This is a genomic window from Thiohalophilus thiocyanatoxydans (genome assembly GCF_004366735.1).
GTDB lineage: Bacteria > Pseudomonadota > Gammaproteobacteria > UBA6429 > Thiohalophilaceae > Thiohalophilus > Thiohalophilus thiocyanatoxydans.
In genome coordinates, this window is sequence record NZ_SOQX01000002.1 from 417,686 (window position 1) to 440,102 (window position 22,417).

At 58.2% G+C, this 22,417-nt stretch carries 18 protein-coding genes; 6 read left to right on the forward strand and 12 right to left on the reverse strand.

Annotated elements, in window-relative coordinates; genetic code table 11:
- Nucleotides 1-2: 2 nt before the first annotated feature.
- The 5 genes from acnA to EDC23_RS05690 form a co-directional block, all read right to left on the reverse strand.
- Nucleotides 3-2,663 carry an aconitate hydratase AcnA gene (acnA, locus tag EDC23_RS05670; protein ID WP_134082035.1) on the reverse strand — a complete coding sequence of 887 codons (2,661 nt, stop codon included), beginning with the start codon at nucleotides 2,661-2,663 and terminating at the stop codon, nucleotides 3-5.
- A 593-nt stretch (nucleotides 2,664-3,256) separates the two neighbouring features.
- Nucleotides 3,257-3,874, reverse strand: a complete 618-nt coding sequence (gene hflD, locus EDC23_RS05675; protein ID WP_134082036.1) for a high frequency lysogenization protein HflD — start codon at nucleotides 3,872-3,874, stop codon at nucleotides 3,257-3,259.
- Nucleotides 3,871-4,968 (reverse strand): tRNA 2-thiouridine(34) synthase MnmA, encoded by a 1,098-nt coding sequence (gene mnmA, locus EDC23_RS05680; RefSeq protein ID WP_134082038.1) that lies wholly within the window; start codon nucleotides 4,966-4,968, stop codon nucleotides 3,871-3,873. The genes hflD and mnmA overlap by 4 nt, the downstream gene beginning before the upstream one ends.
- Before the next feature lie 194 nt (nucleotides 4,969-5,162).
- Nucleotides 5,163-5,609 (reverse strand): NUDIX hydrolase, encoded by a 447-nt coding sequence (locus EDC23_RS05685; RefSeq protein ID WP_134082039.1) that lies wholly within the window; start codon nucleotides 5,607-5,609, stop codon nucleotides 5,163-5,165.
- Complete coding sequence (locus tag EDC23_RS05690) at nucleotides 5,512-6,177, reverse strand: pseudouridine synthase (protein ID WP_134082040.1); 666 nt, start codon at nucleotides 6,175-6,177, stop codon at nucleotides 5,512-5,514. Before EDC23_RS05690 ends, EDC23_RS05685 begins: the two co-directional genes overlap by 98 nt.
- A gap of 74 nt (nucleotides 6,178-6,251) precedes the next feature.
- Here EDC23_RS05690 and EDC23_RS05695 point away from each other — a divergent pair, with 74 nt between their 5' ends.
- A complete protein-coding gene (locus EDC23_RS05695) occupies nucleotides 6,252-9,173 on the forward strand; it encodes a putative bifunctional diguanylate cyclase/phosphodiesterase (protein ID WP_134082041.1) in 2,922 nt (973 codons plus the stop codon).
- A 167-nt stretch (nucleotides 9,174-9,340) separates the two neighbouring features.
- The gene (gene icd, locus EDC23_RS05700; RefSeq protein ID WP_134082042.1) at nucleotides 9,341-10,600 is read left to right on the forward strand and encodes an NADP-dependent isocitrate dehydrogenase; all 1,260 of its coding nucleotides are present in this window, start codon (nucleotides 9,341-9,343) and stop codon (nucleotides 10,598-10,600) included.
- Nucleotides 10,601-10,682: 82 nt separating this feature from the next.
- Here icd and cspD read toward each other — a convergent pair whose 3' ends face one another.
- Nucleotides 10,683-10,901 (reverse strand): cold shock domain-containing protein CspD, encoded by a 219-nt coding sequence (cspD, locus tag EDC23_RS05705; RefSeq protein ID WP_134082043.1) that lies wholly within the window; start codon nucleotides 10,899-10,901, stop codon nucleotides 10,683-10,685.
- A 194-nt stretch (nucleotides 10,902-11,095) separates the two neighbouring features.
- On the opposite strand from cspD, the gene clpS reads away from it, so the two are divergent.
- Both clpS and clpA read left to right on the forward strand, forming a co-directional pair.
- Nucleotides 11,096-11,428 carry an ATP-dependent Clp protease adapter ClpS gene (gene clpS / locus EDC23_RS05710; protein ID WP_134082045.1) on the forward strand — a complete coding sequence of 111 codons (333 nt, stop codon included), beginning with the start codon at nucleotides 11,096-11,098 and terminating at the stop codon, nucleotides 11,426-11,428.
- A 21-nt stretch (nucleotides 11,429-11,449) separates the two neighbouring features.
- Nucleotides 11,450-13,708 (forward strand): ATP-dependent Clp protease ATP-binding subunit ClpA, encoded by a 2,259-nt coding sequence (gene clpA / locus EDC23_RS05715; RefSeq protein ID WP_134082046.1) that lies wholly within the window; start codon nucleotides 11,450-11,452, stop codon nucleotides 13,706-13,708.
- A 311-nt stretch (nucleotides 13,709-14,019) separates the two neighbouring features.
- On the opposite strand, the gene infA is transcribed toward clpA, so the two are convergent.
- The 6 genes from infA to trxB form a co-directional block, all read right to left on the reverse strand.
- A complete protein-coding gene (gene infA / locus EDC23_RS05720) occupies nucleotides 14,020-14,238 on the reverse strand; it encodes a translation initiation factor IF-1 (protein ID WP_134082047.1) in 219 nt (72 codons plus the stop codon).
- 135 nt (nucleotides 14,239-14,373) lie between these two features.
- Nucleotides 14,374-14,607 carry a hypothetical protein gene (locus EDC23_RS05725; RefSeq protein ID WP_134082048.1) on the reverse strand — a complete coding sequence of 78 codons (234 nt, stop codon included), beginning with the start codon at nucleotides 14,605-14,607 and terminating at the stop codon, nucleotides 14,374-14,376.
- Nucleotides 14,608-14,753: 146 nt separating this feature from the next.
- A complete protein-coding gene (locus tag EDC23_RS05730; RefSeq protein WP_134082049.1) occupies nucleotides 14,754-15,488 on the reverse strand; it encodes an arginyltransferase in 735 nt (244 codons plus the stop codon).
- Between the two features lie 111 nt (nucleotides 15,489-15,599).
- The gene (gene aat, locus EDC23_RS05735) at nucleotides 15,600-16,337 is read right to left on the reverse strand and encodes a leucyl/phenylalanyl-tRNA--protein transferase (RefSeq protein WP_134082051.1); all 738 of its coding nucleotides are present in this window, start codon (nucleotides 16,335-16,337) and stop codon (nucleotides 15,600-15,602) included.
- Nucleotides 16,338-16,345: 8 nt separating this feature from the next.
- Nucleotides 16,346-17,494, reverse strand: coding sequence for a GNAT family N-acetyltransferase (locus EDC23_RS05740; protein ID WP_317622975.1), 1,149 nt, complete (start codon nucleotides 17,492-17,494; stop codon nucleotides 16,346-16,348).
- A 211-nt stretch (nucleotides 17,495-17,705) separates the two neighbouring features.
- Nucleotides 17,706-18,665 carry a thioredoxin-disulfide reductase gene (gene trxB, locus EDC23_RS05745; RefSeq protein ID WP_134082052.1) on the reverse strand — a complete coding sequence of 320 codons (960 nt, stop codon included), beginning with the start codon at nucleotides 18,663-18,665 and terminating at the stop codon, nucleotides 17,706-17,708.
- A 222-nt stretch (nucleotides 18,666-18,887) separates the two neighbouring features.
- Between trxB and ald the strand changes: the two genes are divergently transcribed.
- Together ald and EDC23_RS05755 are read left to right on the forward strand one after the other, a co-directional pair.
- Nucleotides 18,888-19,940, forward strand: a complete 1,053-nt coding sequence (ald, locus tag EDC23_RS05750; RefSeq protein WP_134082053.1) for an alanine dehydrogenase — start codon at nucleotides 18,888-18,890, stop codon at nucleotides 19,938-19,940.
- 69 nt (nucleotides 19,941-20,009) lie between these two features.
- Nucleotides 20,010-22,325, forward strand: a complete 2,316-nt coding sequence (locus EDC23_RS05755; protein WP_243830722.1) for a DNA translocase FtsK — start codon at nucleotides 20,010-20,012, stop codon at nucleotides 22,323-22,325.
- The last annotated feature ends 92 nt before the right edge of the window (nucleotides 22,326-22,417 follow it).

Consider the following 22,417-nt stretch of genomic DNA (forward strand, 5'->3'; position numbering starts at 1 on the left):
ATTCAGGCAGCGAGCTGTCGCAGTACGTACTGCAGGATGCCGCCGTTGCGGTAGTACTCGATCTCCTGCGGCGTGTCGATGCGCACCCGGGCGGTGAAAGTGATCGCCTGGCCGTCGGGGGCGATCGCGGTCACATTCACCTGTTTGGCGGTGCCGTCCTGCAGGCCGGTGATGTCGAACTGCTCCTCGCCGCTGAGGCCGAGGGAGCCGGCGCTGTCGCCGGGATTGAACTGCAGCGGCAGGATGCCCATGCCGATCAGATTGGAGCGGTGAATGCGTTCGTAACTTTCGGCGATGACCGCGCGCACGCCGAGCAGGCGCGGCCCCTTGGCCGCCCAGTCGCGGGAGGAGCCGGAGCCGTACTCCTTGCCGGCAATGACGACCAGCGGGACCTGCTCGGCGTGGTACTTCATCGCCGCAGCATAGATGCTCATGGTCTCGCCGTCGGGCAGATGGCGGGTGACGCCCCCTTCGGTGCCGGGGGCCAGCAGGTTGCGCAGGCGGATGTTGGCGAAGGTGCCGCGCATCATCACCTCGTGGTTGCCGCGCCGCGAGCCCAGCGAGTTGAAGTCTTTGGGATCCACGCCTTTGGCCTGCAGGTACTCACCGGCGGGGCTGTCGGCCTTGATGGCCCCGGCCGGGGAGATGTGGTCGGTGGTGACCGAGTCGCCCAGCAGGGCCAGCAGGCGCGCGCCGCGGATATCGCTGACGGGCGTCAGTTCGCGGGTCATGCCCTCGAAGTAGGGCGGGTTCTGGATATAGGTGGAATCGGCCTGCCAGTCGAACAGCTGGCCTTCGGGCGAGCTGAGATCGCGCCAGGCATCCTCGCCGTTGTAAACATCCTGATAGGAACTGGTAAACCCGGCGCTGTTGACGCTGTTGAGGATCAGATCCTGGATCTCCTGCTGGGTCGGCCAGACATCCTTGAGGAAAACCTCGTTGCCGTCGGCGTCCCGGCCCAGCGGCTCGTTGTAGACGTCGATGTCCATGCGCCCGGCCAGGGCGTAGACCACCACCAGCGGCGGCGAGGCCAGGTAGTTCATGCGCACCTCGGCGTGCACCCGGCCCTCGAAGTTGCGGTTGCCGGAGAGCACGGAGCAGACCGACAGATCCCCTTCGACAATGGCTCTGGAGACCGCCTCGGGCAGGGGACCGGAGTTGCCGATGCAGGTGGTGCAGCCGTAGCCGACCACGTGAAAACCGAGTGATTCGAGATCGTCCATCAGCTCGGCCTGTTCGAGGTAGCCGGTGACCACCCGCGAGCCGGGTGCCAGCGAGGTCTTGACCCAGGGTTTGACCTTGAGCCCGCGTGCGTGCGCCTTGCGCGCTACCAGCCCGGCGGCGATCATCACCGACGGGTTGGAGGTGTTGGTGCAGGAGGTGATCGAGGCGATGACCACATTGCCATCCTGCAGGGTCACGTCCTCGCCATCCAGATGGGCCGTGACCGGCTTGCTGTGGATTTTGCGTTCGTCCTTGAGCGCCTTGAGCGCGGTTTCAAATTCACGCTTGCTGTCACTCAATGCCACCCGATCCTGCGGCCGTTTGGGCCCGGCCAGACTGGGGACGACCGTGGCCATATCGAGTTCAAGCACACTGCTGTAGACGGCTTCGGGCTGACCGGGCTCGTGGAACAGCCCCTGTTCGCGGCTGTAGGTTTCCACCAGATCGACTTGCTGCTGATCGCGACCGGTGAGGCGCAGGTACTTCAGGGTTTCGCCGTCGATGGGGAAGATGCCGCAGGTGGCGCCGTACTCGGGGGCCATGTTGGCGATGGTGGCGCGATCGGCCAGTGACAGGTGCTCGAGTCCCTCGCCGAAGAATTCGACAAACTTGCCCACCACTCCGTGCGCCCGCAGCATCTCGACCACGGTCAGCACCAGATCGGTGGCAGTGGCGCCTTCGGGCAGGGCGCCGTTGAGCCGGAAACCGACCACCTGGGGAATCAGCATGGAGACCGGCTGGCCCAGCATGGCCGCCTCGGCCTCGATGCCGCCCACACCCCAGCCCAGCACGCCCAGGCCGTTGATCATGGTGGTGTGCGAGTCGGTGCCGACCAGGGTATCGGGGTAGGCCTGCAGCACACCGTGGTTCTCTTTGGCAAAGATGCCCCGGGCCAGGTATTCGAGATTGACCTGATGCACGATGCCGGTATCCGGCGGCACCACCTTGAAGTTGGAGAAGGCCTTCTGGCCCCACTTGAGAAAGCTGTAACGCTCCTGGTTGCGACGGTATTCCATCTCGGCGTTGAGCCGCAGGGAATCCTTGTTGCCGAAACTGTCGATCTGCACCGAATGGTCGATGACCAGCTCCGCCGGCTGCAGCGGGTTGATGCGCTCGGGATCGCCGCCCAGTTTTTGCATGGCGTCGCGCATGGCAGCGAGATCCACCACCGCCGGCACCCCGGTGAAGTCCTGCATCAGCACCCGGGCCGGGGTATAGGCGATCTCCTGGCTCGGCTCCGCCTGCGGATCCCAGGCCGCCATCGCCCTGATATCGTCGGCGCTGACCACCTTGCCGTCCTCATGGCGCAACAGGTTTTCCAGCAAAATCTTCAGCGAATAGGGGAGCCGATCGGCGCCCTGAACCGCATCCAGGCGGTAAATTTCATGGTCCTGGCCATTCACGGACAGCGTGGCGCGGGCGTTGAAACTGTTGCTCATGTAACGGGCTCCTTCGGAGAAAACGATGATTTTGCCGGTGAATGATACTGCCCCGATTATACGCGAAAGCCCGGCCCGCTGGAACAAACCCGGCTCTTTTCAGGGGCGGGAAAGACAACGCGGAGTTCGCGGAGGCGCAGAGGCGCGGAGAAAGTAATTTTGCTTCATCGGACAGATCACTTTACTGAGTCTGATTGATGACGCTTACTTTGAACAGGGTTAGCTAAATTATAAGGAAATCCCTGTCTCTGTTCCGGTAAAACTAACTTACATAAAATCATTTGTATAATTATACCTCCGCGCCTCCGCGAACTCCGCGTTAATTTCCAGAAACTATCTACTGGCGAAGCAATTGCTGGCAGTGTTGATCTGGAATAAACCGGGTTTTTTTACGGACGGGAAAGAAAACGCGGAGATCGCAGATACGTTTATGCCCGTCGTTTGGGTACGGAGGCACAGAGGTTTTAATATTGTATGGTTGAAATTGGTGCAGTAATACAAGTTCAGAAAAATACGTCGATTTTAATAAATTGAATTTGTTTTCTCCGCGCCTCTGCGACTCCGCGTTCTCCGCGTTAATTTCCAGAAACTATCTACTGGCGAAGCAACTGTTGCGCTGTGTCGACGATGCGTTTGCGTTTGAAGAGGATCTGCCAGCGGTTGCCGCCGACCTGACGCCAGAGTACGGCGGCGCGGATGCCGGCCAGCAGCAGGGCGCGGATACGACTGACATTGTCGGGGTTGGAGAGGTATTGTTGTTCGCCGTTGACCATGATCTTGGGTGTCATGTGACTCACGGTATCACTGTAGATGCCGGCCAGGTTGGCCAGCACGTTGGTATGGGTCAGGGCGTAGTGTTCGGTCTGGGCGCGGGCCCGTTCGATCCCTTCGGCGACTTGACCCAGCATGGCGGGGTTTTTGTCCAGTTTGCGTTGCAGGTGCAGCAGCGCGATCACGTAGCGGGCGATTTCGACCTTGCGGGTTTGTGCGCTGGCTCCCAGTTGATTGATCAGGGTCTGCAATCCGGTACGCAAAACCGCAGGTGGACCAAAGACATCGGTGACCGAATCGGGATCGGTGTTAAGGATCCCCTGCAGACAAACCTGCAGATCATCGTCGTCGTAGCGGCCGCTGCTGGCGATGTTGTGCACCAGCTGGGCCGTTTGAAACACCGCGGCTAACGCCAGGGTTTGTTCTTCTGTCCGGTTCATGCCTGACTCCGCTGATAATTCTGAATAATGCCGCCGCCGAGGCAGACCTCGTCCTGATAGAACACGATCGACTGACCGGGCGTGATGGCCCACTGGGGATCGGCAAAGCTGACCTCACAGACGCCGTCGTGTAAAGCGGTGATGGTACAGGCCGTGTCCGGCTGGCGATAGCGGGTCCGGGCGGTGCATTGCAGGGGGATGGGCGGCGCACTGCCGGCGACCCAGTGCAGATCGGTGGCGCTCAGCTGTTGACTGTAGAGCAGGGGATGATCGTGGCCATTGACGACGATCAGCACATTATTCTCCAGATCCTTGTCGGCCACATACCAGGTGGCATCCGGATAGCCCCTGACCCCGCCGATCCCCAGCCCCTGACGCTGGCCCAGGGTGTAATACATCAACCCCTCGTGACGGCCGAGCCGATCGCCTTCGGGCGTGCGGATCTCGCCGGGCCGGGCGGGCAGGTAGTGTTTGAGAAAGGCCCGAAAATCCCGCTCGCCGATAAAACAGATCCCGGTGCTGTCTTTCTTATTATAGGTGATCAGATCCTGTTGTTCGGCCAGCCAGCGGACCTGCGGCTTGTCCAGTTCGCCCACGGGAAACAGGCTGCGGCCGAGCTGTTCCTGATTCAGGGTATATAAAAAGTAACTCTGATCCTTGTTGTGATCCTTGCCACGTAACAGATAAAACCGGCCATCCTGTTCGCGGATCCGCGCGTAATGACCGGTGGCAATGCGTTCGGCGCCCTGCGCCAGGGCATAATCCAGAAACGCCCGGAACTTGATCTCCCGGTTGCAGAGAATGTCGGGATTGGGCGTGCGCCCGGCACCGTACTCCTGCAGAAAATAACTGAACACCCGATCCCAGTACTGATCGGCAAAGTTCACACCCTGTAACGGGATGCCCAGTGCTTCGCAGACCTGTTGCGCATCCTTGAGGTCTTCCTCGGCGGCGCAGTGGTCGTCCTCATCGTCACCTTCCCAGTTTTTCATGAACACCCCGCGCACGGCATGGCCCTGTTGCTTTAACAACAGTGCCGCCACCGACGAATCAACCCCGCCGGACATGCCCACGATGATATCCATTGCTGCCATGATCTTAATAACTTGTTGGTTGCTTTAATTAAACCACCGAAACACCGACGTCACCGAATACACTGAAAAGTAAAACGTGATATTAATCGGTGACAGCGGAATCAATCGGACAGGTAAAGTTTCTGAAATACTTATTTTTCTCTGCGCCTCCGCGTTCTCCGCGTTTTCTCCCGGAGCGCTAAAAAAATGAATCGCTACTCGATGTCTCGATACAGTTTGAGAGGATAGCGCTGTCCGTTCAGATAATCCTCGATGCTTTGCATGACCAGCGGGCTGCGCAGTTTGTCCGCTTGCGCCCGCAGTTCGTCCGGGCCGAGCCAGAGCGCGCGCAGGATACCTTCATCGAGCGCAAGATCGGTATCAGGTTCGCCGACGACACCGCAAAACGCATGGCGCACAAAGGTGATACCGTTATCCGGATGCATCCAGCGATAGATTCCGGTGACCGCCTGCGGTTCGAAGTGATGCGCCGTCTCCTCCAGGGTCTCGCGTTTGACCGCCTGGAGGAAACTTTCACCGGCCTCCACGTGGCCGGCCGGCTGGTTAAGGACGATCCGGCCCTCGACGTCTTCCTCGACCATCAGAAAGCGGCCGTTTTGTTCGATGACCGCGGCGACGGTCAGGTGGGGCTGAAATGTCATGGGACTCGCAATACTGTTGCAGGCTGGGCCAGGGTTGCTCAATCTCCCGCCACTGTCCGGGCTGGAGCCCGTCGAGTGACCAGGGGCCGATAGCATACCGGATCAGACGCAGGGTAGGGTAGCCGACGGCGGCGGTCATGCGCCGTACCTGGCGGTTGCGGCCCTCGCGCAGGGTCAGGGCGAGCCAGGCGGTGGGGATTGACGCCCGGTGACGCACCGGGGGCTGGCGGGGCCACAAGGCCGGCGGTTCGGGGATCCGTGCAGCCTCGGCCGGGGCGCTCAGACCGTCTTTTAATTCAATCCCCTGCTGTATTTGTTGAAGTGCGGCGGCATCGGGTTCACCCTCGACCTGCACTTGGTAGATTTTGGGCAGCTTGAAGGCCGGGTCGCTGATCCGGTTTTGCAGTCTGCCGTCATCGGTCAACAGAATCAGACCTTCGCTGTCCTTGTCCAGACGCCCGGCCGGGTACACACCGGGCAGCGAGATATAGTCGGCCAGGGTTGTGTCAGCAGTCTGGCCGCTAAACTGACAAACCACGCCAAAGGGTTTGTTGAAGCCAATCAACATTGCTGGCACTTTACAGCAAAAAAAGTCCCGGTAAAGGGCTCAATTATTAATTTCGACAGCCGATAAACCCCACTGTGAATAATTTTGCCACCCGTATGTTTCAATCCACCCTGCAAAGACGTTTTGTGGTCATGGCCTTGCTGATGCTGGCAGTGCTCAGCGGGATCATTGTCTATACCCAGAACCAGGTCGGTCAGATTACCGAGGAAACAATTCAGAGCGTGGCAGAAATCCGCCAGATGGAACGCCGGATCAATGAGATCCGCGCCGGCCTGCAGAAACTGGAGCAGCGGGTCTATCAGCGCACGGTAATCGCTTATGCTGACGAGGGGGATGTCGAAAAGAAACTGATGACGCAGATCGAGCAGGTCGACAGCCAGATCGAAAAGCTGTTTGCGACATCATCCCGGCATAACGACTGGCAGGAGATCGCAAAAAACGAACAGGACTCATTTGCAGCGCTGACCGTGAAGTTGAAACAGGATTTCCAGAAAATCAAACGCTATATCGGGTATTACAATATGGTGATCGTCGATACCCGCCTGCGATTTCCGTTTGCCGAGAACCTGAACAATAAACTGTTGCCCCTGAATAATGAGTTTGTTACCAGTATTGGGACCGCCTTGACCGGCATGGAGGATGCCGAGCTGTCACGGGAATACAGGCAGGTCAGGCAATTGCTCATTGAGTTGCGTTATGCCTGGATTCAGAAAATCAGTGCCTTTCGCATGTTTGTGCTCTCACGCAGCGGGATGTTTGACACGCCACGTTCTGCCATGCAGGCAACCCTGAGTGACCGGGATATTTTTGTTGAGCGAGTATGGGGCTTGTTGACCGAGCTGCAGCAGCTGAATGAGCAGACAGGTTTGCCATTTGAGGTCGAGATTGCGATCGAGCAGATGAATCGTATCCATTCCATCTATGAAGAGGAATTTAACAGTATAAAGCCAACATTAATGTCGGACGAATGGCGAATTGATCAGTTGTTTCTGCATGAAAAATTGCAGCCGGAGTTTGGCGCGTTGAACCAGCTGGTCAGTGACTTAAGCGAAAGAGTCAAACAACAATCAACGCAGATAATCGGCCGTACCGATGAAACTGTGAACCGGATTAACCTGGTTATCTGGCTGTCTGCGGTAATTTTTGTCATCCTGATATTGCTTGGGTATTTGATGTTTGAACGACTGATACGTCGTCCTGTGCGGGTGGTTGCCGATGCAATGAATGCCGAGGCCAGTGGTGAGTCGTTTTATCCGATAATGAGTTCCAGTATTCAGGAAACTCAACTTCTGGTCGATGCATTTCATAACATGCAGGAGCAGGTCCACTCCAGACAGGCGAGGCTGGAGTCGATACTGGGCAGTGCTGCCGAAGGTATTATCACCATAGATAAAAACGGGGTGATTGAAAGCTTCAACAAGTCAGCGGAAAAATTGTTTGGTTACGGGGCGAAAGAGATGATCGGCGCTAATATCAAGCAGCTTTTTCCGGAAGCAATTCAGGCGCGCAAGGGTTCATTTGTTGGTCGTCTCTGCCAGGGCAATATTTCCCAGACAAACTCGGAGATCGACACTGTTGGGTTGCATCGTGACGGAACAACCTTTCCGATGTCGATAAAAATTGGCGAGATGAATGTTGCAGGTCAGCAACTGTATACCGCGATGGTTGATGACGTGAGCGAGCGCATGACCATGATAAGCAACCTGCGCCACCTGGCGGAACATGATTCGCTTACCGGGCTGGCCAATCGCTATTTCTTTTTGCAGGAACTGGAAAGAGTTGTGCAGCGCGCGGCAAGAGGATTGCATGGCGATGTCGCTTTGTTATATATCGACATGGATAACTTTAAGTACGTTAATGACACCATGGGGCACATGGCGGGTGACAAGCTTTTAATCGAGGTTTCTGGGATGCTGAAAAAACGCAGCCGCGATACGGATCTGGTGGCGCGTATCGGTGGCGATGAATTTGCGGTTATCCTTTATGATGTTGAACAGTATGATGCATTGAAAGCTGCTGATGCGTTTCGCGAAAAGCTGGGTGAGTATCGTTTTTCTTTTGATGGCAACCTGGCCGATGTCGGTTGTTCCGTCGGCGTAGCTATGGTCGAACAAAATGTAACCAGGGACGAGCTTCTGGCCCGGGCGGATCTTTCCTGTAACGCCGCCAAGCGTTCGGGGCGTAATAAAGTACATCTGTATAGCGATATAGATAAACAAAATTTGGATAATATTTCCGATGATATGGGGTGGGTAAGACGCATCAAGGAAGCGGTGCGTAATGACCGGTTCGTATTTGCATTGCAACCCATTATGCATGCCGGTACCGGTGAGATCAGCCGTTTTGAAGCCCTGCTGCGCATGCTTGATGAGCAGGACGAGTTGATTATGCCCGGTGGGTTTATACCACCGGCGGAACGTTTCAGCATGATGCCGGAAATCGATCGCTGGGTCGTCAACCATGCCGTGGGGTATCTGGCCAGTGAAGACAGTGGCGACAGTAATCTGTCGATCAATCTGTCTGCGAGCTCATTTGATAATGAGGCAATGATTGATTTTATTACCGATAGAATCTCACAAACCGGGATCGATCCCACCCGTATTACTTTCGAAATTACCGAGACCATGGCAATGGCCGATCTTGAGTTGACGGCGTCGTTTCTGGAGAAGCTTCGCAGTCTCGGTTGTCGTACCGCGCTGGATGATTTTGGTATTGGCTATTCGTCGTTTGCCTATCTCAAGGAATTGCCGGTGGATTATGTCAAGATCGACGGCTCTTTTGTCCGGGATATCGACAGCAATGAGCTGAACAGGGCGATCGTCAAATCGATGAATGATGTAGCCCAGGCCATGGGCAAGCTGACCGTGGCCGAATTTATCGAAACGGAATCGGTTATGAATATACTGGAGCTGATTGGCCTGGATTACCTGCAGGGCTATTATATCGGCCGTCCCGAAATCCCCGACTTCGAGCGGCGGCGTATTACCCCGGAATAGGCATTTCGCGTACCGATTGAAACCCGGGTGATCGGACATTCGCAGGCCGGTCCAGTCATAACATCGCCGTTTACCGCACCCGGCTGAGTTAGTGGGCCCGAACCGTTCTGTCCGGCGCCTTTATCCGATATAATCCGAAACTCATTTGCGATTCACAGGACAGAGGTATGGCTTACGAGAAGATCGCCGTCCCCGCCGATGGTCAGGCCATCGCGGTCAACCCGGATAATTCCCTGAATGTGCCCGACAATCCCGTTATTCCCTATATTGAAGGCGACGGGATCGGGGTTGATATCACCCCGGTGATGCAGAAGGTGATCGATGCCGCGGTGGAAAAAGCGTACGGGGGCGAGCGCCGGCTGCACTGGATGGAGATCTACGCGGGGGAGAAGTCCACCCGCCTGTACGGTGAAGATGTCTGGTTGCCCGACGAGACCCTGGCGGCGATTCGTGAATTCAGCGTGGCCATCAAGGGTCCCCTGACCACGCCGATCGGCGGCGGTATCCGTTCCCTGAATGTGGCGCTGCGTCAGGATCTCGATCTCTATGTCTGCCTGCGCCCGGTCCGTTATTATGACGGCACGCCCAGTCCGCTGCGCGAACCGGAAAAGACCGACATGGTCATTTTCCGCGAGAATTCCGAGGATATCTATGCCGGCATCGAATGGCAGGCCGGTACCCCGGAGGTGAAAAAAGTCATCGATTTTCTGCAACAGGAGATGGGGGTTAACAAAATCCGCTTCCCCGACAGTTCAGGAATCGGGATCAAACCGGTTTCCCGCGAAGGCACCGAGCGGCTGGTACGCAAGGCGATCCAGTACGCCATTGATAATGACCGGCCCTCGGTGACCCTGGTGCACAAGGGCAATATCATGAAATTCACCGAAGGGGCCTTCAAGCAGTGGGGTTACGAACTGGCTCAACGGGAGTTCGGGGCAAAAGAAATTGATGGCGGCCCCTGGTGCAGCTTTAAAAACCCTGACACCGGCACCGAGATCGTCGTCAAGGATGCGATTGCCGACGCGTTCCTGCAGCAGATCCTGCTGCGCCCGGAAGATTATGACGTGATCGCCACACTCAACCTCAACGGGGATTACATTTCCGATGCCCTGGCGGCCCAGGTAGGGGGCATCGGCATCGCGCCGGGCGCCAATATGTCCGATACCGTGGCGCTGTTCGAGGCGACCCACGGCACGGCGCCCAAGTACGCTGGCCAGGACAAGGTCAATCCCGGTTCGCTGATCCTCTCCGCGGAGATGATGCTGCGTCATCTGGGCTGGGTTGAAGCGGCCGATCGGGTGGTGCAGGGGATGTCCCGCGCCATTGCCAATAAAACCGTGACCTATGATTTTGAACGCCTGGTCCCGGGCGCGAGTCTGCTCAGCTGCTCGGGCTTCGGCGATGCGCTGATCGCGCAAATGGCGTGACCGGGCAGAGCCGGGCCAGGCAAAATAACCGCTCTAAAAGAGCGGTTATTGGCTGATGAGTGAATCCCGTGGCCGGTCCGAATCAGTGGGTACCGGTGTCCTGGGGGGTGATGGTGGTCGCATGCATCCCTTTGGGGCCCTGTTGATACTCGAATTCAACCTGCTGGCCCTTTTTCAGGGTCTTGTAGCCCTCCATGCTAATGGCGGAAAAATGGGCAAAAATGTCGTCTCCGCCATTTTCGGGGGCGATAAACCCGTATCCCTTGGCATTACTGAACCATTTTACTGTACCTGTCGACATAGTCTTTCAGCCTCCTCGTCCATCGACGGGGCAACCCGGTTACCCCTTGTATTGTCATGGAATTGCACTGCCCCGGGCCCGACCCGGGTGCAACTTCACCCCCTGACTATAGTCAAAGTGAGTTGAATTTCATCCGACAAAGCCACAAAAACGGGGGATGTGAATCCCTGGCCTGTATCGGCTAAAATCGACCTATGAGTGATCAAGAGCATACCCGTGACAACCAGGATGAAGGGCTGGTCCTTGACGAGGCAAAACCCAAAGTCAAGCGCCCGCCAATGTATAAAGTTGTGCTGATTAATGACGACTACACTCCGATGGAGTTCGTTGTTCATGTATTGCAGGCATTTTTTGGCATGGATCGTGAAAAGGCGACCCATATCATGTTGAACGTCCATACCAAGGGCAAAGGCATCTGCGGTATCTATCCCCGCGATGTTGCCGAAACCAAGGTGGAGCAGGTCAACGAGTATTCGAGGCAGAATGAGCATCCGCTACTTTGTACCCTCGAGTCGGATTCCGACTAAGCAGTAGGCGAGGAGGTCGTCATGTTGAACAAGGACCTGGAAAAAACCCTGAACGAAGCGTTCAAACAGGCGCGGGAGCAGCACCACGAATTTATGACCGTGGAGCACCTGCTTCTGGCGCTGCTGGACAATCCGTCCGCCATCGAGGTCCTCAAGGCCTGCGGCGCCAACATCGAGGCCTTGCGCAAGGACCTGGGTAAATTCCTCGACGAGACCACGCCGCTGCTGCCGCCCCATGACGACCGCGAGACCCAGCCCACCCTCGGCTTTCAGCGTGTGCTGCAACGGGCGGTGTTTCATGTGCAGTCTTCCGGCAAGCAGGAGGTCAGCGGGGCGAATGTCCTGGTGGCCATCTTCAGCGAGCAGGAATCCCAGGCCGTCTATTTTCTGAAAAAGCATGACGTCAATCGCCTGGAGGTGGTGAATTACCTCTCCCACGGCATCAGCAAGGTGCAGGACGAAGAGCAGGTGGATTCGGAAAACCTCGGCGACGAGGAAGGCGGCGACGATGCCAGCAATCCGCTCAAGCAGTTTACCGCCAATCTCAACGAGCTGGCCCGTCAGGGGCGGATCGATCCGCTGATCGGGCGCAAGAACGAACTGGAGCGCACCATTCAGGTGTTGTGCCGCCGGCGCAAGAACAATCCGCTGTTCGTCGGCGAGGCCGGAGTGGGCAAGACCGCGCTGGCCGAAGGGCTGGCCAAGAAGATCGTCGACGGCGAGGTCCCGGAGATTCTCCGCGACAGCACCATCTATTCACTGGACCTGGGTACCCTGCTGGCCGGGACCAAATACCGGGGCGATTTTGAAAAGCGGCTCAAGGCCGTTCTCGCACAACTGCACAAACAGGAGGGCGCGGTGCTGTTCGTGGACGAGATCCACACCATTATCGGCGCCGGCGCCGCCTCGGGCGGGGCGATGGACGCCTCCAACCTGATCAAACCGGTGCTGGCCTCCGGCGAGCTCAAATGCATCGGCTCCACCACCTATCAGGAATACCGCGGCATTTTCGAAAAGGATCGGGCCCTGTCCCGCCGGTTTCAGAAGATCGACGTCCCCGAGCCAACGGTGGAAGAGTGCGTGCAGATCCTCGAAGGGCTCAAGTCGCGCTTCGAGGAGCACCACAGCGTGCGTTACACCCACCAGGGCCTGCGCCTGGCGGCGGAGCTGTCGGAGCGCTATATCAACGATCGGCATCTGCCGGACAAGGCGATCGATGTGATCGACGAGGCCGGGGCCAATCAGCGCATGCAGGCCCCGTCCAAACGCAAGAAAACGATCGGCGTCAAAGAGATCGAGGCCATCGTGGCCAAGATCGCCCGGATTCCGCCCAAGACCGTCTCCTCCAGCGATATGGAGACCCTGCGCAACATGGAACGGGATCTCAAGCTGGTTATCTACGGTCAGGAAGAGGCGGTCGACAGTCTCTCGGCGGCGATCAAGCTCTCCCGGGCCGGCCTGGGCAACGAGAGCCGGCCCATCGGCTCGTTCCTGTTTTCCGGTCCGACCGGCGTGGGCAAGACCGAGGTGACCAAGCAGCTGTCGCGAATTCTCGGTATCGAGCTGATCCGCTTCGATATGTCCGAATACATGGAACGGCACACCGTCTCCCGCTTGATCGGCGCCCCTCCGGGCTACGTCGGTTACGACCAGGGCGGCCTGCTGACCGAGGAGATCAACAAGCATCCGCATGCGGTCCTGCTGCTCGATGAGATCGAAAAGGCCCATCCCGATGTCTTCAACCTGCTGCTGCAGGTGATGGATCACGGTACGCTGACAGACAACAACGGACGCAAGGCCGATTTTCGCAACGTGATCATCGTCATGACCACCAATGCCGGGGCCGAAAACCTGTCACGCAGTTCCATCGGCTTCACCAAGCAGGATCACTCCAGCGACGCCATGGAGGCGATCAAGAAGACCTTTACCCCGGAATTCCGCAATCGCCTGGATGCGGTCATTCAGTTCAAGCAGCTGAGCCCGGACATCATCAGCCAGGTGGTCGACAAGTTCATGTTCGAATTCGAGGCCCAGCTGGAAGAGAAGGGTGTGACGCTGGAAGTGGATGCCGAGGCCCGTACCTGGCTGGCCATGCGCGGCTACGATCCGACCATGGGCGCCCGGCCGATGGCGCGACTGATTCAGGAAAATATCAAGAAGCCGCTGGCCGAGGAGCTGCTGTTCGGCAAACTGGCCAACGGCGGGCACATCCGGATCAGCGTCGACAACGACGAACTGAGCTTCGAGATGGACAGCAAGGACGAGCTGGCCACTCAGTAACAGGGGCTAGGTCCTAGAAGTAAGGTGTAGGCCGGACAAAGCGCGAGTGATGTCCGGCAATTCTGTAACAGGGGCCAGGTTCTAGATAAGAGGGGGCTGGTTTCCTGCTCGTAGGTCACGTTGGCGATAGCCTGCGTGACAAGGCTCGAGCCAGAGATGTAGGCCGGACATAGCGTGAGCGATGTCCGGCAATCTGCCCGATACCGCGGAGTTTATGCCCGAAGGGTGCTTTATCGGGCCTACAGGCTTATGAACAGGGGGTTGTTTTACTAGCGACTAGCACCTGGCCCCTGCCAGGCCGCAGGCCTGGCCTAGCGATTTCGGAAGGTGATGCGGCCCTTGCTGAGGTCGTAGGGGGTCAGCTGGACGGTGACCTTGTCGCCGGTCAGGATGCGAATATAGTGCTTGCGCATTTTGCCGGAGATATGCGCGGTCACAACGTGACCGTTTTCGAGTTCGACTCGAAACATGGTATTGGGCAGGGTTTCCACCACCGTGCCCTCCATTTCAATATGATCTTCTTTAGCCATTCAGTAAATATTCTCACTCTCCCGAAACAGCGCGAATGATGCCTGATTCGGGACCAATTTTCAAAGTAAATACGTCGATAGCGACGGATTCGACCGTTTCAAGGCCGGGGAGGGGGGACAGCGGTAGTGGGCGACTCAGACCGCCACGGCGCGTCGCCAGTCTGTCGCGGTCCAGTAGACGTGGGGATGGACCAGTTCATCATCCAGCACGATCTCCATGCCCAGTAGCCGGGTAATCATGTCCAGATCGGGAATGGCCGCGAGATCCGCTTTTAACCGGCCAAAATGCTGGTGATTCATGGTTAATACGTTGGGCCGAAAGCCCTGTTCAAGCTCGAACTTGTTCGCGAGGTGGTAGATGAAGCTCAACACAAGGCACCTCCTTCTGTTGGGAACCCGGCGTGCCTGTCTATTAAGACAACCCGATGACACGGGAGTTCAGATGGTCTTACCGCATATATCGACCGGCTGCGCTGTCGGCTTTAATTCGAGCTATCCGATTGATTAATTGAGGATTAATCAGTGTCGAGGGTTCGCCACTGGTGGCCATCATACCCCTCCAGGGGCTGAAAACGGCGTTTGTAATTCATTTTTTCCGATTCGCCAATCCAGTAACCGAGATAGAGATAGGGCAGTTGACGTTCGCGGGCCAGTTCGATCTGCTGCAGGATGGCCTGCGTTCCCGGACCGCGTTGCGCGGCGTCGGGATCGAAAAAGGTATAGACCGCCGACAGGCCGTCCGCGAGTCGATCGGTTACCGCGACGGCCAGTAAGTGTTGTTCATCGCGAAGCTCCAGCAGTTCGGTACTGGCCCAGTAGGAGTCGAGCACCCGCATATAGGTATCGGGATCATCCTCGTCCATACCGCCTCCGGGGTGGCGGTGCTGCATATACCGGCGGTACAACGCATAGTGCTCATCGATAAACTCAACAGGACGTATCACCCGCTGCAGATCGTCATTGGCCCTGCGGGTACGGCGCTGGCTGCGCGTCGGTTGAAACTGTTCGACGGGAATCCGGACCGGCACACAGGCCCGGCAATTTCGGCAATGCGGGCGATAGATGTAATTGCCGCTGCGGCGAAAGCCGATGGTGGCGAGTACCGAATAGTGCTGTGGCGTCAACAGCAGGGAGGGATCGACGAAGATCGAGGTGGCCGTGCGACCGTCAAGATAGCTGCAGGGATGTTCCGGGCTGGCAAAAAACTGCAGCTCGTTCAGTAACGGGTGGAAGCTCTGGCGATCATTCATCAGAATTTACACGATTTGTCTGTGTTAAATAAGCGTTTCGAATACCAATACAGGTATGAGGCGTGGCAGTACCGATTAAAGTTAAAGTGAACGGGCATTCGGAACGCCTGGTTAAAAATCGGTGCGACCGGTTTCCTGTAACAGCCTGATCCATTGTAAATCGGTTGTCCAGTGTTCGGCCACGAGCGGGGCACAATAGTCGTTCAAATAACGGGTGAATTCCCGCCGGGGAATCGTTCTGGCGCCCAGGCTGTTCAGGTGCGCGGTTTCCACCTGGCAATCGATCAATTGAAAATCCCACTGGCGCAGATGGGCTACCAGGGTGACGAAGGCGACCTTGGAGGCATCGGTCATGCGCGCAAACATCGATTCGCCAAAGAAGACCTTGCCCAGCGCGACACCGTAGAGTCCGCCGACCAGTTTGTTCTGATACCAGGCTTCGACCGAATGGGCGTAACCCGCTTCATGCAGGCGTTGATAAGCCTGCTGCATTTCATCGGTGATCCAGGTGCCGTACTCATCGACGCGGGGTTCGGCGCATTGTTGTACCACATCAGAGAAGGCCGTATCGAAGGTAATCTGATAACGTTCTTTTTTGAGTGTTTTGCGCAGACTGCGGGCGATTTTCAGTTCTTCGGGGAACAGGACCGAGCGGGGATTCGGTGACCACCACAGGATCGGTTGTGCATCGCTGTACCAGGGAAAGATGCCGTGTCGATAGGCGCTCAGCAGGCGAGTCAGTGAGAGATCGCCACCGATGGCCAGCAAACCATCGGGATCGCGCAGGGCTTCCTCCACATCGGGAAACCAGTCGGGCTGGTGGGGCGGTAACCAGTAAGGCGCGCTCATGGTCGCAATTAATCGGTTTGTTTAAAGGGTGAATGATCCTGCAATTCGTCGATGTAGTCTTCCACGGCCTCGCGCTCATGATCAAGATAGCGGATCAGCCCCTCGCGGAACCCCTCATGGGCGATCCAGTGGGCCGACCAGGTCGGGGTCGGTAAAAATCCGCGACTGATCTTGTGTTCACCCTGGGCACCGGGCTCGAACCGTTGCAGTCCATGTTCGATACAGTAGTCGAGACCCTGGTAATAACAGGCTTCAAAATGGAGGCTGTGAAATTCCCGGTTGCAGCCCCAGTGCCGCCCATACAGGGTATCGCTGCCGCGGATATTGAACGCGGCTGCTACATATTCCCCCTGGTATCGGGCCATGACCACAACCACGTTATCCGGCATGCTCTGGCCGAGCTCCATAAAGAACTCGCGGGAGAGGGTGGGGATACCGCTTTTGCGTTCAAAGGTGGAGCGATAAAAGCGGTGATAAATATCCCAGTGCTGTTCGCTCATCTCGTGACCATGGCGGATCTCGATCTCGACCCCCTGTTCGGCAACCATGCGTCGCTCGCGGCGGATTTTTTTGCGCTTTTGCTGGGTAAAATGGGACAGGTAATCGTCAAAATCGCGAAAGCCGTGATTCTGCCAGTGGAACTGGCAATCCAGGCGCATCAGATAGCGTGAATCATTTTGAAACTGTCGCGTATCGCGTTCGTCGGTAAACAGCCAGTGCAGGGATGACATGCCGCTCTGTTGCGCATGGGCCGTTGCCGCATCGATTAGCTGTGAGGCATACGTTGCATAGTCCCTGTCCGGCCGCACCAGCAGACGCGGCCCGGTCGCCGGGGTGTAGGGGATGGCAACGACCAGCTTGGGATAATAGCGCAGCCCGGCCCGGTGCCAGGCATCGGCCCAGGCCCAGTCAAACACAAACTCGCCGTAGGAGTTGTCCTTGATATACATCGGCGCGGCGGCCACCGGGACGCCGTCTTCCTCGATCAGCACATATTGCGGATACCAGCCGTACAACTCACCGACCGCGTTATGCTTCTCCAGCGCGCGCAGAAATTCATACCGCACAAATGGAAAACGCCCGTCAGAGAGGGCGTTCCATTGCTCGGCGGAAACCTCGGCGAGACTTTCCAGTATCCGGATTGTCATGTCATTCATTTTTTGAGTTCAATGGGAATATATCGCAGAGGACGCGGAGGCGCAGAGTCGCGGAGTTTTATTAATTTGTACAAATTATTGCTGTCTGTCGACATCATTGAACTGCTTTGTTTACAGAATATGTGCTGAACAGATTTAACAAAATGTTTTCTCTGCGTCTCCGCGCCTCCGCGTCCTCCGCGTTATTTCCCAGAGCGTCAGCTATTGCCCGTCAGGCGTTTTCCTCTTTTTCGAGGTAGCGTTCGGCATCGAGGGCGGCCATGCAGCCGGTGCCGGCGGAGGTGACGGCCTGGCGGTAGACATGATCGCTGACATCGCCCGCGGCGAAGACGCCTGGCACGCTGGTGGCGGTGGCATCGCCTTTGGTGCCGCTTTTCACGCTGATGTAGCCGCCTTCCATCTCCAGCTGGCCTTCGAAGATATCGGTGTTGGGTTTGTGGCCGATGGCGATGAAGACACCCATAACGTCAATTTCTTTCGTGCCGCCGTCCTCGGTGCTCTTCAGACGCAGGCCGGTGACCCCGGAGTTGTCGCCCAGGACTTCATCCAGCTCGTGGTTCCATTCGATCGACACGTTGCCGTTTTTGGCCTTCTCCAGCAGCTTGTCGGAGAGGATTTTTTCCGAACGGAATTTATCCCGGCGGTGGATCACGGTTACATGGTCGGCAATGTTGGATAAAAACAGCGCCTCTTCCACGGCGGTGTTGCCGCCGCCGACCACGGCCACTTTCTGGCCGCGATAGAAAAAACCGTCACAGGTGGCACAGGCGGAGACGCCCTTGCCGCGGAAAGTCTCTTCCGAGGGGATACCCAGATACATGGCCGAGGCGCCGGTGGCAATGATAAGCGCGTCGCAGGTATAGGTACCGCTGTCGCCGGTGAGCGTATAGGGTTTCTGTTTCAGGTCCACTTTGTTGATGTGGTCGAACACAATCTCGGTGTCGAAACGTTCGGCGTGTTGCTTCATGCGTTCCATCAGTCCGGGGCCCTGCAGACCTTCGACGTCGCCCGGCCAGTTATCCACCTCGGTGGTGGTCATCAATTGGCCACCCTGTTCCATGCCGGTGATCAGTACGGGATTGAGATTGGCGCGTGCGGCATAAACAGCGGCGGTATAACCGGCGGGACCGGATCCCAGAATAAGCAGGCGACAGTGTTTGGTTTCACTCATGTGTTAGACTCCGGAGGCAAAATTGGATTGTTCTTCGATTTCCTAAACAGACAGTCGAAACCGGTACAGGTTCAGCTTGTCGAAGGGTGCAATAGCACAGGATCACTGTTCCGGAAGGGCACATCAGGGACGCTGCTCCGCGAAGAGCGCGATGATGCGATATGCGGTTTTTCGGAACCCCGCTTAGTCTACGGAATGCCGGCTGGAGGGTAAAGGCGCAACATGAAGATCGGGATACCCCTTGAAATCAAGGCCCGGGAAGGGCGGGTCGCTCTCATTCCGGATGCGGTGGCCGAACTCGTTCGCCATCGGCATACAGTCTTTGTCGAACACAATGCGGGCCGCTGCAGCGGTTATACGGACGAGGCGTATCGTCAGGCCGGGGCGCAGATCATTGACAGCGCGGACGAGCTGTATGCTGCCGCGCAACTGATCGTCAAGGTCAAGGAGCCCCAGCCGGCGGAACTGGCGCTGTTGCGCCCGGATCATCTGCTGTTTTCCTACCTCCATCTGGCGGCCGAACCGGAACTGACCCGCGCCCTGCAGGAGATTGGCCTGACCGCGGTCGCTTTTGAGACGGTCAGCGAGAGCGGGACGCTGCCGCTGCTGGCACCGATGAGCGACATCGCCGGGCGGATTGCCAGTCAGACCGGCAGTAACCTGCTCTATCAGCATCACGGCGGCCGGGGCGTGCTGCTGGGCGGCGTGCCGGCCACCGAGCGGGGCCAGGTGGTGATTCTCGGCGCCGGCGTGGCCGGCACCAGCGCGGCGCGCATGGCGGCGGGGATGGGCGCGCAGGTCACCGTGTTCGACCGCAATCCGGACAAGCTGCAGCAGGCCCGGCTTATCGGCCCCAATGTCACCGGGCGCCACGCCTTTGCCAGCGCCATCGAGACGGCGGTGCAGCACGCGGATCTGCTCATCGGCGCGATACTGATTCCCGGGGCGAGAGCGCCGCACCTGGTGTCGGCCGAGACGGTCCGCCGGATGCCCCAGGGCAGCGTGATTATCGACATTTCGGTGGATCAGGGCGGCTGTATCGAAACCACCCGGCCTACCAGCTATGAGGCCCCCACCTTCCTCTGGGAGGATGTGGTTCACTACGGGGTGACCAACATGCCGGGCGCGGTTCCCAGAACCGCCTCGCAAGCGTTGTCTGCGCCATTGCTTCCCTATATCCTGCGACTGGCCGAACCGGGCTGGGAGGCGCAGCCGGCGCTGGCCGCCGGGATCAATGTCCGCGCCGGTGAGCTGCTGCTGGCCGCCTTGCAATAGCATTCTTGTATTGCATATATCCTTTTAATTTAGTAACTTATAATACCTTTTTCATAAAGAAGATAAACTTTGCCCCAGGCCAAGAAAACAGCCGCCGAAGCCAAGAGTCCGCCGCTGGCCGGCCACCTGCAGCGTGCGCTCAAAGAGGGCGCCCTGTATGTGTTCGGCTTTACCGCGCTCTACTTTCTGCTGGCGCTGTACAGTTACCACCCCACCGATCCGGGCTGGTCGCACAGCGGCGGGGTACACTCGCGCATTGCCAATCTCGGCGGACCGGCCGGCGCCTGGCTGGCCGATGTCTTTTTGACGCTGTTCGGCTATCTCGCCTATCTGTTTCCGTTCATGGTCGCCTATGCCGGCTGGCGTCTGTACCGGGATCGACGCAATGTCCAGCCGTTCGATATCCGGGGACTGGGCCTGCGCGTGGGCGGCTTTCTGCTGACCCTGGTGGCCGGTTGCGGCCTGGCGGCGCTGCACGATGTGGGCGGTCTGAGTTCCCTGCCGGCCAACAGCGGCGGCATCCTGGGGGAATATGTCGCGGTCAATATGATCGGGGCCTTCAGCTTTCTCGGCGGGACCCTGTTGCTGCTGGCGCTGTTTCTGAGCGGGGTGACGCTGTTTACCCATCTCTCCTGGCTCTGGCTGATGGACGGTCTCGGGGCGTTGACCCTGCGGGGGCTGTACAGGGTGCGCGCGGCATTCACCCGGCTGCTGGAGCGGCTGCAGGCGTATCGTGCGCGTAAACAACATCAACAGCAGTTTGTCTCCAAGGTCGAAAAGCAAAAGGACAAGGAGGCCAAACGGATTCCCCCGGTGATCCAGCGGGAAGAGAAACCGGCGGCGCCGAGCAAGCGCGTCGAGCGCGAACGTCAGGTGCCGTTGTTTACCAGTGATCAGGACGGGGCGCTGCCGCCGTTGTCGCTGCTGGATGACGTCAAACCCGACGAGCGTAACGAGATCTCCGAAGAGGCCCTGCAGGCGATGGGCCGCCAGGTCGAGCTCAAGTTGCAGGATTTCGGCATCGAGGGGGAGGTGGTGGCGGTCCATCCCGGGCCGGTGATCACCCGTTTCGAGCTGCAGCCGGCGGCCGGGGTCAAGGTCAACCAGATCACCAACCTGGCCAAGGATCTGGCCCGCTCCCTGTCGGCGATCAGCGTGCGGGTGGTCGAGGTGATTCCGGGCAAGACCACGGTCGGGCTGGAGATCCCCAACCAGCAGCGCGAAGTGGTGCGCCTCAGCGACACCCTCAAGGCGCCCGAATTCGCCGATGCCAAATCCCCGCTGACCCTGGCGCTGGGCAAGGATATCAGCGGCAACCCCACGGTCGCGGATCTGGCCCGCATGCCCCATCTGCTGGTGGCCGGGACCACCGGCGCGGGCAAATCGGTGGCCCTCAACGGCATGATCCTGAGCCTGCTCTACAACGCCAGCCCCAAGGATGTGCGGCTGATCCTGATCGATCCCAAGATGCTCGAGCTGTCGGTCTATGACGGGATTCCGCATCTGCTGGCGCCGGTGGTCACCGATATGAAAGAGGCCGCCAATGCGCTGCGCTGGTGTGTGGCGGAGATGGATCAACGTTACCGGCTGATGTCGGCGCTCAAGGTACGCAACATCGCCGGCTTCAATCGCAAGGTGCGCGAGGCCAAAGAGGCGGGGCAACCGATCCTCGATCCCCTGCACCCGGCCGACTCCGAGCTGGAAGCGCAGGAACTGCAACCCATGCCGTATATCGTGGTGGTGGTGGATGAGCTGGCCGACATGATGATGGTGGTCGGTAAAAAAGTCGAAGAGCTGATCGCCCGCCTGGCGCAAAAAGCCCGCGCCTCGGGCATTCACCTGATTCTGGCGACCCAGCGCCCGTCGGTCGATGTGTTGACCGGCCTGATCAAATCCAACATTCCGACGCGAATTGCCTTTCAGGTTTCCTCGCGTATCGATTCACGCACCATTCTCGATCAGATGGGTGCCGAACAGCTGCTGGGCCACGGCGACATGTTGTACCTGCCGCCGGGCGCCGGCTTGCCGGTACGCATTCACGGCGCCTTCGTGGACGATCATGAAGTGCATAACGTGGTCGACAATCTGAAGAAAAGCGGTCAGCCCCAGTATCTTGATGAAGTGCTCAACGGGCCGCCCGACACCGGCGGCGGTGCCGGCGGCAATGGCGGTGATGACGCCGAAGCCGACCCGCTCTATGATGAGGCGGTCCAGATCGTCACCGAAACCCGCCGCGCCTCGATCTCCGGGGTACAACGTCGCCTGCGTATCGGCTATAACCGGGCCGCGCGCCTGGTCGAGGCCATGGAACAGGCCGGGGTGGTCGGGCCGCTGGAATCCAACGGCAACCGCGATGTGCTGGCACCACCACCGCCCAAGGAGTGAGGGCGTCAGGGCGAGAGAGAGTGAGAGGGGAAGAGCGAGACTGCGCGAGAGGGTGAGAACGTGAGATCGTGAGGGCGTGAAATCGTGAGAGC

Excerpts from the sequence above, each read along its gene's own strand:
- EDC23_RS05690 (WP_134082040.1), bottom strand. The coding sequence starts at position 6,177 with ATGTTGATTGGCTTCAACAAACCCTTTGGCGTGGTTTGTCAGTTTAGC.
- EDC23_RS05740 (WP_317622975.1), bottom strand. The coding sequence starts at position 17,494 with ATGAATGACATGACAATCCGGATACTGGAAAGTCTCGCCGAGGTTTCC.
- aat (WP_134082051.1), bottom strand. The coding sequence starts at position 16,337 with ATGAGCGCGCCTTACTGGTTACCGCCCCACCAGCCCGACTGGTTTCCC.
- mnmA (WP_134082038.1), bottom strand. The coding sequence starts at position 4,968 with ATGGCAGCAATGGATATCATCGTGGGCATGTCCGGCGGGGTTGATTCG.
- clpA (WP_134082046.1), top strand. The coding sequence starts at position 11,450 with ATGTTGAACAAGGACCTGGAAAAAACCCTGAACGAAGCGTTCAAACAG.
- EDC23_RS05730 (WP_134082049.1), bottom strand. The coding sequence starts at position 15,488 with ATGAATGATCGCCAGAGCTTCCACCCGTTACTGAACGAGCTGCAGTTT.
- ald (WP_134082053.1), top strand. The coding sequence starts at position 18,888 with ATGAAGATCGGGATACCCCTTGAAATCAAGGCCCGGGAAGGGCGGGTC.
- cspD (WP_134082043.1), bottom strand. The coding sequence starts at position 10,901 with ATGTCGACAGGTACAGTAAAATGGTTCAGTAATGCCAAGGGATACGGG.
- hflD (WP_134082036.1), bottom strand. The coding sequence starts at position 3,874 with ATGAACCGGACAGAAGAACAAACCCTGGCGTTAGCCGCGGTGTTTCAA.
- acnA (WP_134082035.1), bottom strand. The coding sequence starts at position 2,663 with ATGAGCAACAGTTTCAACGCCCGCGCCACGCTGTCCGTGAATGGCCAG.
- infA (WP_134082047.1), bottom strand. The coding sequence starts at position 14,238 with ATGGCTAAAGAAGATCATATTGAAATGGAGGGCACGGTGGTGGAAACC.
- icd (WP_134082042.1), top strand. The coding sequence starts at position 9,341 with ATGGCTTACGAGAAGATCGCCGTCCCCGCCGATGGTCAGGCCATCGCG.
- trxB (WP_134082052.1), bottom strand. The coding sequence starts at position 18,665 with ATGAGTGAAACCAAACACTGTCGCCTGCTTATTCTGGGATCCGGTCCC.
- EDC23_RS05685 (WP_134082039.1), bottom strand. The coding sequence starts at position 5,609 with ATGACATTTCAGCCCCACCTGACCGTCGCCGCGGTCATCGAACAAAAC.
- clpS (WP_134082045.1), top strand. The coding sequence starts at position 11,096 with ATGAGTGATCAAGAGCATACCCGTGACAACCAGGATGAAGGGCTGGTC.